This window comes from Pantoea sp. NPDC088449 (genome assembly GCF_044753225.1).
Lineage (GTDB): Bacteria > Pseudomonadota > Gammaproteobacteria > Enterobacterales > Enterobacteriaceae > Pantoea > Pantoea floridensis.
Window position 1 is genome coordinate 1,073,651 of the sequence record NZ_JBIVMT010000001.1, and the last position, 14,122, is coordinate 1,087,772.

12 protein-coding genes are annotated in these 14,122 nt (G+C 53.6%); 7 read left to right on the forward strand and 5 right to left on the reverse strand.

Annotated elements, in window-relative coordinates:
• Positions 1–93: 93 nt before the first annotated feature.
• Entirely contained in the window at positions 94–846 is a 753-nt protein-coding gene (locus ACIP6T_RS05140; protein WP_097097399.1) for an FNR family transcription factor, read from the reverse strand.
• A gap of 297 nt (positions 847–1,143) precedes the next feature.
• On the opposite strand from ACIP6T_RS05140, the gene smrA reads away from it, so the two are divergent.
• On the forward strand, positions 1,144–1,710 hold the full coding sequence (gene smrA / locus ACIP6T_RS05145; RefSeq protein WP_400455730.1) for a DNA endonuclease SmrA: 567 nt from the start codon (positions 1,144–1,146) through the stop codon (positions 1,708–1,710).
• Here smrA and ACIP6T_RS05150 read toward each other — a convergent pair.
• Positions 1,707–2,627, reverse strand: coding sequence for a LysR substrate-binding domain-containing protein (locus ACIP6T_RS05150; protein ID WP_345829808.1), 921 nt, complete (start codon positions 2,625–2,627; stop codon positions 1,707–1,709). The two genes, smrA and ACIP6T_RS05150, sit on opposite strands and share 4 nt — an antisense overlap.
• 323 nt (positions 2,628–2,950) lie before the next feature.
• Between ACIP6T_RS05150 and ACIP6T_RS05155 the strand changes: the two genes are divergently transcribed.
• Together ACIP6T_RS05155 and ACIP6T_RS05160 are read left to right on the forward strand one after the other, a co-directional pair.
• Positions 2,951–4,285: an MFS transporter gene (locus tag ACIP6T_RS05155; protein WP_400455733.1), complete on the forward strand. Its 1,335-nt coding sequence runs from the start codon at positions 2,951–2,953 to the stop codon at positions 4,283–4,285.
• A gap of 88 nt (positions 4,286–4,373) precedes the next feature.
• On the forward strand, positions 4,374–5,717 hold the full coding sequence (locus ACIP6T_RS05160; RefSeq protein WP_400455734.1) for a VOC family protein: 1,344 nt from the start codon (positions 4,374–4,376) through the stop codon (positions 5,715–5,717).
• Between the two features lie 50 nt (positions 5,718–5,767).
• Here ACIP6T_RS05160 and ACIP6T_RS05165 read toward each other — a convergent pair whose 3' ends face one another.
• Entirely contained in the window at positions 5,768–6,202 is a 435-nt protein-coding gene (locus tag ACIP6T_RS05165; protein ID WP_097097395.1) for a DoxX family protein, read from the reverse strand.
• A gap of 192 nt (positions 6,203–6,394) precedes the next feature.
• Here ACIP6T_RS05165 and ACIP6T_RS05170 point away from each other — a divergent pair, with 192 nt between their 5' ends.
• Positions 6,395–7,912, forward strand: a complete 1,518-nt coding sequence (locus tag ACIP6T_RS05170) for a carboxylesterase/lipase family protein (RefSeq protein ID WP_400455737.1) — start codon at positions 6,395–6,397, stop codon at positions 7,910–7,912.
• Between the two features lie 213 nt (positions 7,913–8,125).
• Complete coding sequence (locus tag ACIP6T_RS05175; RefSeq protein WP_345829801.1) at positions 8,126–9,796, forward strand: methyl-accepting chemotaxis protein; 1,671 nt, start codon at positions 8,126–8,128, stop codon at positions 9,794–9,796.
• On the opposite strand, the gene ACIP6T_RS05180 is transcribed toward ACIP6T_RS05175, so the two are convergent.
• Positions 9,793–10,635: a LysR family transcriptional regulator gene (locus tag ACIP6T_RS05180; RefSeq protein WP_400455739.1), complete on the reverse strand. Its 843-nt coding sequence runs from the start codon at positions 10,633–10,635 to the stop codon at positions 9,793–9,795. The two genes, ACIP6T_RS05175 and ACIP6T_RS05180, sit on opposite strands and share 4 nt — an antisense overlap.
• 126 nt (positions 10,636–10,761) lie before the next feature.
• Between ACIP6T_RS05180 and ACIP6T_RS05185 the strand changes: the two genes are divergently transcribed.
• Positions 10,762–11,928: a methionine aminotransferase gene (locus ACIP6T_RS05185; RefSeq protein ID WP_400455742.1), complete on the forward strand. Its 1,167-nt coding sequence runs from the start codon at positions 10,762–10,764 to the stop codon at positions 11,926–11,928.
• A 16-nt stretch (positions 11,929–11,944) separates the two neighbouring features.
• Positions 11,945–12,724 carry a transporter substrate-binding domain-containing protein gene (locus tag ACIP6T_RS05190; protein WP_345829795.1) on the forward strand — a complete coding sequence of 260 codons (780 nt, stop codon included), beginning with the start codon at positions 11,945–11,947 and terminating at the stop codon, positions 12,722–12,724.
• 72 nt (positions 12,725–12,796) lie between these two features.
• On the opposite strand, the gene pepT is transcribed toward ACIP6T_RS05190, so the two are convergent.
• Positions 12,797–14,023, reverse strand: a complete 1,227-nt coding sequence (pepT, locus tag ACIP6T_RS05195; protein ID WP_097097389.1) for a peptidase T — start codon at positions 14,021–14,023, stop codon at positions 12,797–12,799.
• Positions 14,024–14,122 lie beyond the last annotated feature (99 nt).

A 14,122-nucleotide genomic window follows, 5' to 3' on the forward strand; every position in this document is an offset into this window, starting at 1 on the left:
AGTTGGATTAAAGATAGCCTAAGTTTGTGCAGGGCAGAAGAGGAAAAGTTGTTGCCGGATCAATAAAATAACTTTTACAGACCCGGCAAAGAATCATGCGGCTTGTTCAGTCTGGCCCGCTAATTCTGCCAGTAAAGCATGGTTCTCAATGGTGATATATTTGCCTTTTACGGCCAACATGCCACTTTTCTGGAAGCGACCGAGCAGACGGCTGATGGTTTCTACGGTTAGTCCCAGGTAGTTACCAATGTCGCCGCGCGTCATAGTGAGGCGGAACTCACGTTGGGAGAAGCCACGTTGACCAAAACGACGGGACAAATTCCACACGAAAGCGGCCAGGCGCTCTTCAGCATTTTTCTTCGACAGCAACAGAATCATATCCTGATCGCCTTTAATTTCACCGCTCATCAGACGCATCATCTGCTGACGCAGCGCAGGCATTTTACCGGAAAGATCGTCCAGCGTTTCGAAGGGGATTTCACATACCATCGCCGTTTCCAGCGCCTGAGCAAAGCTCGGATGTTTCGCACCGACAATGGCGTCAAAACCGACCAAATCACCCGCCAGATGGAAGCCAGTAATTTGCTCATCACCTTGCTCGGTGATGGTGTAGCTTTTGATGGTGCCGGAACGGATAGCGTAAAGGGATTTCAGTTCATCACCGGCTTTGAACAGCGTCTGGCCTTTCTGAATGGGCTTTTTGCGTTCAATAATATTATCCAGCTGATCCAGTTCGTGCTCGTTCAGCGTGAAAGGAATACACAATTGACTGATGCTGCAATCCTGGCAATGAATGGCACAACCGCCAGACTGAATACGTCGTATGCTGCGTTTTTCCGGGATCATATAATTTCGCTCGATGATTATTGACTGTGGTCAATTTTAACATTTTTCTAAGCGAAGGGAACTCATCCGAGCAGTAAATGTACCTAAAACCCTACTATTGTCGGGTATTCCAGGGTTTGAGCGGGTTTTTTTGCAGGGCCATAATTGATCTGGAACGTTTTCTTGCCAGCTTTACAGTTAAGCCAGCCTTGTTACAACGCAATATGTGACAGATGTTTTGCTTAAAATCCTTTGCTACTCTTTGGCTTTGGCGTCGAAAAAGGGCGCTCAGTTAAACACCAGGCGAGAGGAAACACCATGAATCTTGATGATGAAGACCTTTTCCGGGATGCCATGGGTGATGTGACACCACTTAAAAATTGCGCTAATACTCAGTGGCTGCGTGCGCCTTCGCCTAAGGCACCGCGTGTGCCAGAGCAGAGCGAGGAGCAGGAAAACTTTCTGACGCGCGGCTTTCTGGACATTATCCCGCTCACCACCGCGCTAGAGTATAAAGCCGAGGGCATCCAGCAAGGCGTGCTGGATAAGTTGCGGTTAGGTAAATATCCCATTGATGCCAGTCTGAATTTACTGCGCCAGCCAGTTGAAACCTGCCGGCAATCACTGTTTAGTTTTATGCAGCAAGCCAACAAACACGGCTTACGCAATCTGCTGATTATTCATGGTAAAGGGCGTGATGATGAGTCGCATGCCAACATTGTGCGTAGTTATCTTGCGCGCTGGTTACGGGAATTTCCAGAAGTGCAGATGTATTGCATGGCTCGCCCGCAGGATGGCGGCGCGGGGGCGCTCTATGTCGGCTTGCGAAAAACCGACAAAGCGCGCCTCGAAAATCGCGAGCGGCATGCTAAGCACAGCCGCTAACTATGGAATTTGCGGATGGTCGCAATCAACACTTCAGCGCTAAGGCTCAAAGGACTGCCGCTGCGTGTAATGATGCCAACTGGCTCGCCCGGGCCCGGCGATGCAATCGGTAGTGCGCACAGCGCGTCGTGACTCAAATCTTCCTTAATTGCGCCTGAAGGTACAAACCACACATAGTCATAACGCAGCGCCAACTGACGCGCCAGCGAGGTAGAAGAGGTTTCCACGCAGTTGGCCGGAAGGGTACAACCCTGTTCATTCAACATGTGCTGCGCAATGCGGCGCGGCGCGGTGCCTTCGGGTGAAATCACCACCGGCCATTGCATCGCCCGTGAAAGCATCACGTTGTCACTTAATAACGGATGATCTGGCCGCACCACAAGCTTGAGCGATTCCAGAAACAGCAGTTCATAAGTGAGTCCCGCCATCATTTCGCTGTCGGCCATGCGGCCGATCCCCACATCAAACTCGCCTGCACGCAAGCCCGCCAACAGCACATTGTTATGCAGGGTAGCGACTTGCACGGTGGTATTCGGTTGCTGCTCGTGGAAACGATCGAGGATTTGCGGCAGCATACCCATGGCCGCCGTTGTGAGCGCGCCGAGGCGGATCACCACTGGGCGACCGGGCTGCGGAGCGTTAAAACTCTGACCGGCATGATTCAGTGCATCCAGCACTTTCACGGCATGGATGAGGAATTGCTCACCCAAAGTGGTGAGCTGGGCGCCAAGGCGGCCGCGTTCGAATAGCCGCGCTCCCGCCAGTTCTTCCAGCTCATTAAGCGTTTTCGATAGGGCGGGTTGACTGAGATTCAGTGTCTCAGCCGCACGACCCAGCGTGCCCTGCTGCGCTACCGCAACAAAGGTATGTAAATGGCGCAAGCGAATGCGCTGATTGAAAAGGATATTTTTGTCCATACACTCAACATAATGAGTTCTGCCGAGTTGCGGCAATGGGGAAACTGAAATTATGTTAACCTGCCTGCAAAATAATATTAACAAAAATGCTGCAAAGTTAGGATTCTAGCTAACCCCTTGTATTGAGGGGGCTTCATGAAAATGACTTTTTTTGCATTATCGTTATGCCGCTTAGAATCAAGTGCTTATCGAGCAGAACATTGAATAATTCTCAATTACATCTAAATTTTCTGCCAGTTATTCTTAACGATGAGCTATGATAAGCGCCGTTTTTTTTACTAAAACTGATGCCCTAAACGGTTGAAAAGTGCAGGAGTCGTTAAGTGACCAGCGTTGAAGCAGTAGACGTTCGCCAGCTCATCAATCAGAGTGCGCTAAGCAGCTGGCAGAAGCGCTTAATTGCGCTGTGCTTCGTGGTGGTCGCGCTTGATGGCATGGACATTGCCCTCATGGGATTCATTGCACCTACGCTTAAAGCCAGTTGGGGAGTGACCAATCATCAGCTTGGCATGGTGATCAGCGCCGCGCTAATTGGTCTGGCGCTGGGTGCCATGGTTGCGGGCCCGTTAGCCGATCGCTACGGCCGTCGCGTAATGATTTTGCTCAGCGTCCTCTTTTTTGGACTGTGGACGTTAGGCACCGCCATGGCACAGAACATCGAACAGATGATGCTGTTTCGATTCCTGACGGGGCTAGGGCTTGGCGCGGCGATGCCCAACGTTGGCACGCTGGTTGCTGAATATGCGCCTGAGCGCCGGCGCTCATTTATCATCACCGTTGTATTTTGTGGCTTCACCTTTGGCGCCGCGTCCGGGGGCTTTGCCGCCTCGTGGTTGCTACCACGCTATGATTGGCACTCTGTCATGCTGATGGGCGGCGTGCTGCCGCTGGTTGTGCTGCCTTTTTTGCTGCGTGGCTTGCCTGAATCGGTCCGTTTTCTCATCAGTCGCCGTGCCCCCGCCGCACGTATCCACGCCATTCTTGAACGCATGCTGCCCGGCGTCGTGCAGCCAAATAGTCATTATCAGAGTACTGAACTGCCAACGGCCCGCCGGGGATCTGTCGCCACGGTAGTGTCACGACGTTATCTGTTTGGTAGTTTGATGCTGTGGGGCGGCTATTTTATGGGGCTGTTCCTGGTTTATTTAATTGGTAGTTGGATGCCTTCGCTAATCAGCACGCTAGGTATGTCGGTGACGGAAGCGGCAATTGTTACCGCAATGTATCAAGCGGGCGGCACCCTCGGCTCGTTGTTTGCCGGTTGGTTAATGGACCGCATCAATGCCAATCTGGCGCTGGCAGCGATCTACTTCTGCGGCGGCATTGCTATTGTCGCGCTGGGTTTTTCGCCAGCGCAGGTCGGCCTAATGAGCGCCATCGCCTTCTTTAGCGGTTTCTGTTTTAACGGTGCTAACACCGGTATGAATGCGCTCTCTGCCAGCTATTATCCTACTCACGCGCGCGCGACAGGTTCCAGCTGGATGCACGGCGTGGGCCGCGTGGGAGCCATCATCAGCGCGTTTGTCGGCGCTGAGCTGTTAACTCTCGGCTGGTCATTTAGCCAAATTTTTCTGCTGCTGGCGATTCCTGCGGTACTGACCACCGTCATGCTGGTATTGAAATGCCGCTTTGGTGACCATCCAACCGCCATTGAGTGACAAGGCGATCACAGTTCCACGAAATTCTCACCCAGCGCTAAAGGGTTGATCTACAGTAGCAGCAGCCCTTTAGCCCAAGGTGATGATGATGCCAAACTTCCTTAGCAGCGATGCGATCCGCACGCTTTTCTCTCAGGCGATGTCAGCCATGTATCAGCAGGAAGTGCCTCAATATGGCACGCTGACGCAGCTGGTCACCGCTGTCAATGAACGCACGCTGGAAGCTAATCCCGCGTTAAAAAACCGTCTATCGGCGGCTGATGAGCTCAGTCGGCTGAACGTGGAACGTCACGGCGCGATTCGCGTTGGCACAGCAGAAGAACTCAGCACGTTGCGCCAGATGTTTGCCGTAATGGGGATGGAAGCGGTGGGTTATTACGATTTGTCACAAGCTGGAGTGCCGGTGCACTCCACGGCATTTCGCCCCGTAAGCGACCGTGCGCTGCGGCACAATCCGTTCCGCGTGTTTACCTCATTGCTGCGTCTGGAGTTAATTGACGATGAGGCATTGCGCGCTAAAGCCGCGGCGATTCTTGCCGCACGCGATATCTTTACGCCTGGCTGCCGCGCGCTGATTGCTCAACATCAGCAGCAGGGCGGTCTCAACGCGAATGATGCCGCCCGTTTTGTGCAGGAAGCGCTGGAAACCTTCCGCTGGCACGCGCACACCACGGTGGATAGCGGTACCTATCGCGCGCTCAGTGAACAGCACCGCCTGATCGCGGATGTCGTGTGTTTTCGCGGTTGCCATATCAACCATCTGACGCCGCGCACGCTGGATATTGATCGCGTGCAAGCGCTGATGCCCTCGCGCGGCATCGATCCCAAAACCCTGATTGAAGGCCCGCCGCAGCGTCAGGTACCGATCCTCTTACGTCAGACCAGCTTTAAAGCGCTGGAAGAAGCGGTACACTTTAATGACGGCACGCCGGGTACCCATACCGCGCGCTTCGGTGAGATTGAGCAGCGTGGTGCAGCACTGACGCCGAAAGGACGCGCGCTGTACGATCGGTTGCTGGCTGAAGCCGGCACCGGTAGCGACAATCAGCATCATCAGCAGCATCTCAGCGCTGTGTTCCGTGATTTCCCCGATGATGAAGAAACGTTACGTGAACAGCAGCTGGCCTGGTTCCGCTATCGCCTGACCGAGAAAGGGACGGATGTGCCGCCGCGTGCAGGTGAAAGCGTGGCACAATTGCTGACAGAAGATCGCTTAGCCGTCGAACCGATTGTTTACGAGGATTTTTTACCGGTCAGCGCTGCAGGAATTTTTCAGTCGAATTTAGGTGATGTGGCACAGGCACGCAGTGCGGGCAACGCCAGCAAAGCCGAGTTTGAAAGCGCGTTGGGTGTAGCGGTACTGGATGAAATGGCGTTGTATCAGCAGATGCAGCAGCGCAGTCTGGAACGCTGTGGTGTTGCATCGGCGTAAATAAGAGAGCCGGTCTGTAAAGTTCAGCAGACCGGCTGCTTTTCTTATGGTTATTGCAAGCGCGAATCCCGCACCAGCGTGTACTTCCCAGCCCCTAAAAACATAATGGCGAGTGCGCCAAGCAGGTAAAGTGCCTCTGTCTCCAGTGCCCAGGCACCGACATCAGTGCGATGCCAGACGTCGCCCATTTTTACCAGCAGTGTCGCAACAATCATATTCACCGCAATAATGAACGCCGCAGGGCGGGTCATTAATCCGATGATAACCATTACGGGTGCCGCTATTTCCCCGATGTAAGCACCGTAAGCGATGAAACCTGGCATGCCTTTAACACTGAGCATGTGCGCGATCCAACCCACGCCATGCACCGCTTTGAATGCGCCATGAAACAACAGCAGCCCGCCAAAGGTTAACCGTAACAGCAATTTACCGAAGTCCGGGTGATCGCTCATCCGGGTGAACATCTGGTTGATTCCACCAAACATGCTGTCTCTCCGCCGCGCCAGGTTAACTTGTAACCTTAAAACAAATGGTCGTCTTAGGGTTAACCAAAATATTTGATGAGGTTGTTCAAAGAATCACACCGCGTTTCGGCTTAATCTGCAAATGCTTTCAGAACATGGACATTCGCAAAAGGCCTGCAAATAATGGAACGATGCTTTATCAGGGAAGCCGAGATGAAAAATGAACGACGTCTGAGGATCATGACAGCAGAGGGTGAACTCAGAGGCCTAATGGATGAAGATCTTTTTGTCTTTAAGGGAATACCTTACGCAGCAGCGCCGACCGGCGCCTTACGCTGGCGTCCTCCGCAGCCGGTCCAGCCCTGGCAAGGTGTGCGGAATGCAACGGAATGGGGCGCGGCGAGCTGGCAGAATCGCGATTTTTGTGTGGCGGCAGGCGGCGGTGATCCGGGATGTTTCAGTGAAGATTGTCTTTACCTGAATATCTGGACACCGGATGTTGAACCATCGCGTCCGTTGCCGGTAATGGTCTGGCTGCATGGCGGCGGTTTCACAATGGGTGCAGGCAACCTCGATCCTTATCGTGGCAAGGCGTTGGCGGCACAAGGCGTGGTTGTCGTCACGTTAAACTATCGACTTGGCCACTTCGGTTTCTTTGCGCACCCCGCGCTTGATGCGCAATATCCGGTTGGCGGTGTTATTAACAACTTCGCTTTACTCGATAAAATTGCCGCGTTGCAGTGGATTCAACGCAATATTCCGGCCTTCGGTGGCGATCGTCATAATATTACCCTGTTTGGTGAATCATCCGGTGCGCGCAGCGTATTATCGCTGTGCTGTTCGCCACTGGCCGAAGGGTTGTTTCATAAAGGCATCGTGCAAAGCGCTTACAGTCTGCCGGATGTGCCGCAGAAGCAGGCACAGCAACTCGGGCTACAGGTCGCCGCGCATTTCAATTTGCCAGAAAACGCCAGTGCAGAACAATTACGCGAACTGCCTGCCGATCGGTTCTGGCCACTGGAGCGTCCGCTGGCGTTAGCACCGGTTCCCATCAGCGGTGATGCTGTCTTGCCCAAACCGATGCTGAACACCTTTATGGCGGGCAAACAGCATCGCATTCCTTTGATGATTGGCAGCAACAGTGATGAAGCCAGCGTGTTAGATTATTTTGGTGTGGATCCCACCGCGGTATTGAAGCAGATGCGTAGCAAGAACCGCATCAGCTATCGCCTGATGAAATGGCTTTATGATCTGCACGATGATGCACTGCTCGGTCGCGCGGTGGCGCGTGACATGGCCTTTACCGTATTGCCACTGATCGTGGCGCAATCACAATACAATATTGGCATGCCTGCCTGGCGCTATTGGTTCGACTATGTTTCGGAAAATGCGCGCGACCTTTATCCGCACGGCACCTGGCATGGCAATGAAATTCCTTATGTTTTTAATACGCTCGACACCTTCACGCCGTTGAGCGAGCGCACTTACAGCGCACAGGATAAAGCGTTTGCTGCTAAGGTCAGCGCGTATTGGATCGCTTTCGCTCGTGAAGCCAGCGAGTTTAGCGCTCATTTACCGGGAGAGGTGGACTGGCCGGTTTGGCGTGCGGGCGAGGACATCACGCTAGCGTTAGGCGATCGGGGCAAAGCAGAGGCGGTATTGAAGAAAAAATTTATGCGTGGCCGGCTGCGTTTGTTCCGCCTGATGATGCGTAGCCATGTAAAGCTTTAGTTAGCTTGCTAATGGTGCAATTGCGCAAATGATTTTTTAAGGTAAATTTCACGCTATCTTACTGATAAGTATTACAAGCTAGCTTTAGTAACCTCAATTAGTGAGCAATTTATTAGCTTCCAAAACCGTTACATTTTCCCTTTCCCATGCCGATAAACGCAATATGCCCGATTTAATCGGGCCTCCTTCGCGTTTCACACCAAGGGATTATGTATGGGTATCTTAAAAAACTTCACGATTCGCGCCGTCATGCTCACCATTCTTGGGCTGTTTTGCCTGCTGTGGTGCGCTGTCGGATTGTTTAGCGTCCACTCGTTGAACGCTCTGGGCGACGGTAATGAGATTGACCGCCAGTTAGTTAATCAAATGACGGTATTAAGCAAAGGAAATGACCAATATTTTCGCGTAGTGACGCGCCTGTCGCGCGTGATGGAAGGTCGGGCATCGGGCGCACCAATCAAAGGCGAGGCCTTCACACCGGTGCAGCAGGCATTAGATAACATGAAAAGCCTGCTGACTCAGTTCAAAGCAATGGCTCCCGGTCCAATGGACGAGGAAACGGCCAACAGCGTAATCGTTAACTGGCAGAAATTGCTGGATGAGGGCATTGCGCCGCAGGTTGCTTTGGCGCAGCAGGGCACGCTTGAGGCCTACCGCGCGCAGGCGAATAACGTTACGCCGCCGCTTAGCCGTGCTTTTGGTGCCAGTGCTGAAGCCTTCAATAAAGCCGCCGGCAGTAAACTGGATGAGACGCGGGTGACCGTTGATAAGCTCACCAGCATCACCAAAGCGATCATATTGGTGGCGGTGGTGATTGGCCTGGTTATCCTGCTGTTTACCGATCGTTATCTGGTGGCAATGCTGGTGAAACCGCTCGAGCGCGTGCGTAACCATTTTTCCATCATTGCGCAGGGCGATTTGAGTCAGCCGGTGGCTGAGTTTGGTCGCAACTGCGTTGGCAAGCTAGTGCCATTACTCAGTGCCATGCAGGACAGCCTGCGTGAGGCGGTAAGCGCCATTCGCAGCGGTACCGAAAACATCTATCGCGGTGCGGCTGAAATCTCCTCAGGTAACAACGATCTCTCTTCACGTACCGAAGAGCAGGCCGCCGCGCTAGAGCAAACCGCAGCCAGTATGGAGCAGCTCACCGCCACGGTAAAATTCAATGCTGACAATGCACGTCAGGCTAGCACCCTGGCAGAAACCGCAACCAGCACCGCGCAACAGGGCGGAAGATTGGTCGGTGAAGTGGTGACTACCATGCAAGGTATTTCCGGCAGTTCGAAAAAAATCGCCGAAATCACCAGCGTCATTAATAGCATTGCCTTCCAGACAAATATTCTGGCGTTAAATGCCGCGGTAGAGGCCGCACGCGCGGGTGAACAGGGACGTGGCTTTGCCGTCGTCGCGAGCGAAGTGCGCAACCTGGCGCAGCGCAGTGCGGGCGCAGCTAAAGAGATCGCGACATTAATTGAAGATTCCGTGCAGCGCGTAGAGAAAGGTTCAGAACTGGTGAGCAGCGCCGGCAGTACCATGCACGATATTCTTAAGTCGGTGCAGGACGTTAATGAAATCATGAAGCACATCGCTGCCGCTTCGGAAGAGCAAAGCAAGGGAATTTCGCAGGTTGGGACTGCGGTGACGGAGATGGACAGCGTCACGCAACAAAACGCCTCGCTGGTTGAGGAGGTTTCTGCCGCCGCCAGCGCGCTGGAGCGTCAAACACAAGAGTTACAAGCCTCTGTGGCTAAATTCCGGTTATCAGACAACACACCCGCGAGCAACATGCCGTTATCGCCAGCTGCCCCGGTACTGCGTCGCCCGGTGTTATCTGGCGCCAGCGTTCAGCCTAAATCGACCACCGACGAGTGGGTTTCCTTCTAAGGCTGCGCTAACCACGCCACCAGTTCCGGCAGGAACGGTGGCGCATCTTTTTCCGCTCTCTGCAACAGACTGTAGGTTGCGCCGGTTGCCACACTCGCGGCGAACGGCGCGATTAATCGACCGTTCGCCAGGTCATTCTGTACCAGGGTGACATCCGCTACCGTGATGCCAAATCCCTGAATCGCTGCGCTAATCGCTAAATCCATGGTGGCGAAATGCTGGTTGCGCGCCATAGGCAGCGCTGCTTCAACACTTGTCAGCCACAATTGCCAGTCGCGCATATCCTGCGTGGGATGGAGAAACGTAAGCTTAGCCAGTTCGGTGACCTGGGTGGGCGGCGTCACGCTGCTGGCCATTACCGGTGTTAAGCGCTCCTCAAACAGACAAAGCGAACCCGCAGGCGTTGCGCCAAACACAATCGCCGCATCAAAATTCTCGAGCTGCGAGCCATGATCGAGCGTGGTGGTAAGCGCAACGTGAATTTCAGGCCGGTACTGTTCCAGCGCCACCAGACGCGGCACCAGCCAACGCATAGCGCAGGTGGGTGCTTTCAGGCGAATCGAGGTATTGCTGCGGCTGGCTTTTTCCGTTGCATTCACCAGCAGCGCAAAGCCTTGCTGTAGCTCCGGCAGCAGCGCAGCACCTTGCTCGGTGAGATGCAGTCCACGCGCGTGACGCACAAATAATGGGAATCCAAGCCAGCTTTCTAACGTTGCAACTTTGCGACTCACTGCGCCTTGAGTAATGCAGAGTTCACTGGCAGCACGCGTCAGATTCAAATGGCGTGCAGTCACCAGAAACGCGTGAATGGCATTCAGCGGCAGAGCGGAACGGGACATAACAACCTCAAGCTATGATTTTTAATCATGGCTATTATGACAACAATTCGCTTGTCGACTCAAGCCACACGCCGTTGAATAGAAATCTATTTTCATTACGTGGTTATGCAACTTTACGAGGCAACGATGACCCTGAATAGCAGTGTTAACATCTCTTCCAAACAGCCTGATGTCGGCACGACGATTTTTAGCGTCATCGGCCAGCTGTCGGCGCAACATCAGGCTATTAACCTTTCGCAAGGCGCACCGAATTTCCCCTGCGATCCGCAGTTGGTGGAGCTGGTAAGTAAAGCGATGCGTGAAGGCCACAACCAATATGCCTCAATGACCGGCTTGCCGGCGCTACGCGAAGCGCTGGCCGAGAAAGTTCACACGCTGTATGGCCAGCAATATGATGCCAGCAGTGAAGTGCTGATCACCGGCAGCGCCAGCCAGGGCATTTATATGGCGATCTCGGCGCTGGTGCATCCCGGCGATGAAGTGATCTTCTTCGAACCGGCCTTCGACAGCTACGCGCCGGTGGTGCGTTTGCAGGGCGCGACGCCAGTCGGGCTGAAGTTGCAGGTGCCCGATTTCGCCATCGATTGGGATGAACTGCGCGCCACCATTACCCCGCGCACCCGCATGATCATCATCAACACGCCGCACAACCCCAGCGCACAGGTGCTGTCAGCGGCGGATTTGGATCAGCTCGCCGCGCTGACGCGCAACACCGATATTGTGGTGCTGTCTGATGAAGTCTACGAACACATTCTGTTTGATGGTCGCCAGCATTGCGGCATGGCAACGCATCCGGAGCTGGCGCAGCGTAGCGTGGTGGTTTCGTCCTTTGGCAAAACCTTCCACGTTACCGGCTGGCGCGTCGGCTATGCGCTGGCGCCGGCCGCGCTGATGGAGGAGATCGTTAAAGTGCATCAGTTCATGATGTACGCCGCTGATACGCCAATGCAGGTTGGCTTTGCTCACTATCTGCAACAGCCGCAAAACTACCTGCAGCTATCGCCGTTCTATCAGGAGAAGCGCGATCGCCTGCTGACCTTGCTGCAGGATTCACCGTTTAAGCTGCTGCCGAGCGCCGGCTCATTCTTTATGTTGGCCAGCTACGGACATTTCAGTGACGAGAGCGATAGCGAAATGGTAAAACGTCTCATCGTCGATCATGGTGTGGCCACCATTCCGTTATCGGCGTTTTATATGGACGGCACTGACAATAAATTAATTCGCCTGTCATTCGCAAAAGACGACGCAACACTTCAGGCCGGTGCAGAAGCGCTCTGCCGGGTCAAAGGGTAACTTAGGGGTAAATATAATGAAAAAATTGAACGCACTGTTTGTCGCTCTCGGCATGCTGACCTCGGCGCACGCGCTGGCACAGGGAACCTTACGCTACGGTCTGGAATCGCAATATCCGCCGTTTGAAAGCCGCAATGCGCAGGGTGAACTGGAAGGTTTTGATATCGAATTGGGTAAAGCGATTTGTCAGGTAGGTAACTTCGATTGTAAGTGGGTGGAAAGCAGCTTTGATGCGCTGATCCCGGCGCTGCAGGCGAAGAAATTTGATGCCATTAACTCAGCGATGAACATTACTGAAGCGCGAGCCAAAAGCATTGATTTCACCAAGCCGATCTACCGTATTCCCACCATGCTGATTGTGAAAGAGGGTGAGAAGCTGCAGCCAACTGCGGAGTCGCTGAAAGGCAAAAATATCGGTGTGCTGCAGGGTTCCATTCAGGAAACCTACGCGAAGAAACATTGGGAAGCGCAGGGCGTAACCGTGACCTCTTACCAGGATCAGAACCAGGTTTACAACGATATGGTGGCAGGGCGTCTCGACGGCACGCTGGTGATGTCTGCAGCCGGTCAATCAGGCTTCCTGGACAAGCCGCAGGGTAAAGGTTTCGCCTTTGCCGGCAAGCCGGTTGAGGATGACACCATTCTTGGCAGCGGCATTGGCTTTGGTCTGCGTAAAGGGGATACCAGCCTGAAGCAAGAGCTGGATGCGGCCATCACTAAGGTGCAAAGCGATGGAACCGTGACCAAGCTGGCAGCGAAATTCTTCCCAGGCATTGATGTGTCAGCTAGCAAATAATGTAAAAAAGGTCGCCAAACAAGGCGACCCCAATCCAACAGTAAGGTCGTCATTTATGACGACCTTTTTGTATTATTTCGCCGCTAAATAACACAGCGCTTCCGCCACCTGATACGACTTCACAAACGATGGAACCGGTAAAAACTCAAAGCGCGAATGGAAATTGTGCGCGCCGGTAAAGAAATTCGGCGTCAGCAGACCTTTCGCTGACAGCGCGGCACCATCGGTGCCGCCGCGCATCGGGATCACTTTCGGTTCCACGCCCACTTGCTCCAGCGCGGCAAAAATCAGGTCAATTGCGCGACGATCTTCACCAATCGCATTGCTGATATTGCTGTAGGTATCGTTAATGGTCAGCGCCACATGTCCGGTGGGATAACGCGCGGCAATCTCATCGGCCACCTCCACCAGCTGCTGCTTCCTGGCGTCAAAACCTTTCAAATCAAAATCTCGAATTGAGGCTTTCAGCACGGCACGGCTGGCATTGGCATTCATATCGTTAAACCAGATATAGCCTTCGCGTCCTTCAGTGTGTTCGGGTGTGGCAAGGCGATCAAATTGCGCGATAAAGTCATGCGCCATCAGCAGCGGATTAACCAGCACGCCTTTGCCTGACATCGGGTGCGCCGGTACGCCAGTAAACACCACTTCAGCCGCGGCGGCATTAAAGTTTTCATACACCACTTCGCCCAGCTCACAGCAGTCGATGGTCCAGGCGAAATCGACGTTAAAGCGCTGCTCCAGATCCAGCGCTTTGGCACCGCGCAGGCCAATCTCCTCATCGGGAACAAAGGCCACCACGATGTCACCGTGATCGCCCTTTAAATTTTCCAGCAGCGTCATCACTACCGTCACCGCCGCTTTGTTATCTGCGCCGAGCACGCTGGTGCCATCGCTGAAGATAATGTCCTGGCCAATGTAGGGTTGGATTTCCGGATGTTCAGCAACGCGCAGCCAGATATCCTGCGTACGATTCAGGCAGACATCATCGCCGGTAAATGTCAGGGTTTGCGGGTGGATGTCCGGTGAAAGACCCACATCCACGGTATCGATGTGGGTGATAAAGCCAATACGCGGCGCAGCAGGACGATTGCCTGGTTTTACGGCCGTTACCGTGGCGTGCTTATCGATCACGATATCCTGCAATCCCAGTTCGCCGAGCTCCTTTGCCAGTAATTCTGCCATCGCATGTTGCGAAGGCGTACTCGGCAGCGTGGTTGATTTGGCATCGCTCTGGCTGGAAACCGCCAGATAACGGTAAAAACGCTGGGTCAATTGGCTGGCAAGTTGGTCTGTCATCACAATTCCTTATTAGCATTGCGGCGTCTGTAGTACGCGTGCTGGTTAAATCATGTTATTTATTAGTCAGATGAACATTAAATAACGAAGCTGACTCAT

Coding starts and splice junctions, on each gene's coding strand:
- ACIP6T_RS05190 (WP_345829795.1), top strand. CDS start 11,945: ATGAAAAAATTGAACGCACTGTTTGTCGCTCTCGGCATGCTGACCTCG.
- ACIP6T_RS05175 (WP_345829801.1), top strand. CDS start 8,126: ATGGGTATCTTAAAAAACTTCACGATTCGCGCCGTCATGCTCACCATT.
- ACIP6T_RS05180 (WP_400455739.1), bottom strand. CDS start 10,635: ATGTCCCGTTCCGCTCTGCCGCTGAATGCCATTCACGCGTTTCTGGTG.
- smrA (WP_400455730.1), top strand. CDS start 1,144: ATGAATCTTGATGATGAAGACCTTTTCCGGGATGCCATGGGTGATGTG.
- ACIP6T_RS05150 (WP_345829808.1), bottom strand. CDS start 2,627: ATGGACAAAAATATCCTTTTCAATCAGCGCATTCGCTTGCGCCATTTA.
- ACIP6T_RS05185 (WP_400455742.1), top strand. CDS start 10,762: ATGACCCTGAATAGCAGTGTTAACATCTCTTCCAAACAGCCTGATGTC.
- pepT (WP_097097389.1), bottom strand. CDS start 14,023: ATGACAGACCAACTTGCCAGCCAATTGACCCAGCGTTTTTACCGTTAT.
- ACIP6T_RS05160 (WP_400455734.1), top strand. CDS start 4,374: ATGCCAAACTTCCTTAGCAGCGATGCGATCCGCACGCTTTTCTCTCAG.
- ACIP6T_RS05140 (WP_097097399.1), bottom strand. CDS start 846: ATGATCCCGGAAAAACGCAGCATACGACGTATTCAGTCTGGCGGTTGT.
- ACIP6T_RS05165 (WP_097097395.1), bottom strand. CDS start 6,202: ATGTTTGGTGGAATCAACCAGATGTTCACCCGGATGAGCGATCACCCG.
- ACIP6T_RS05170 (WP_400455737.1), top strand. CDS start 6,395: ATGAAAAATGAACGACGTCTGAGGATCATGACAGCAGAGGGTGAACTC.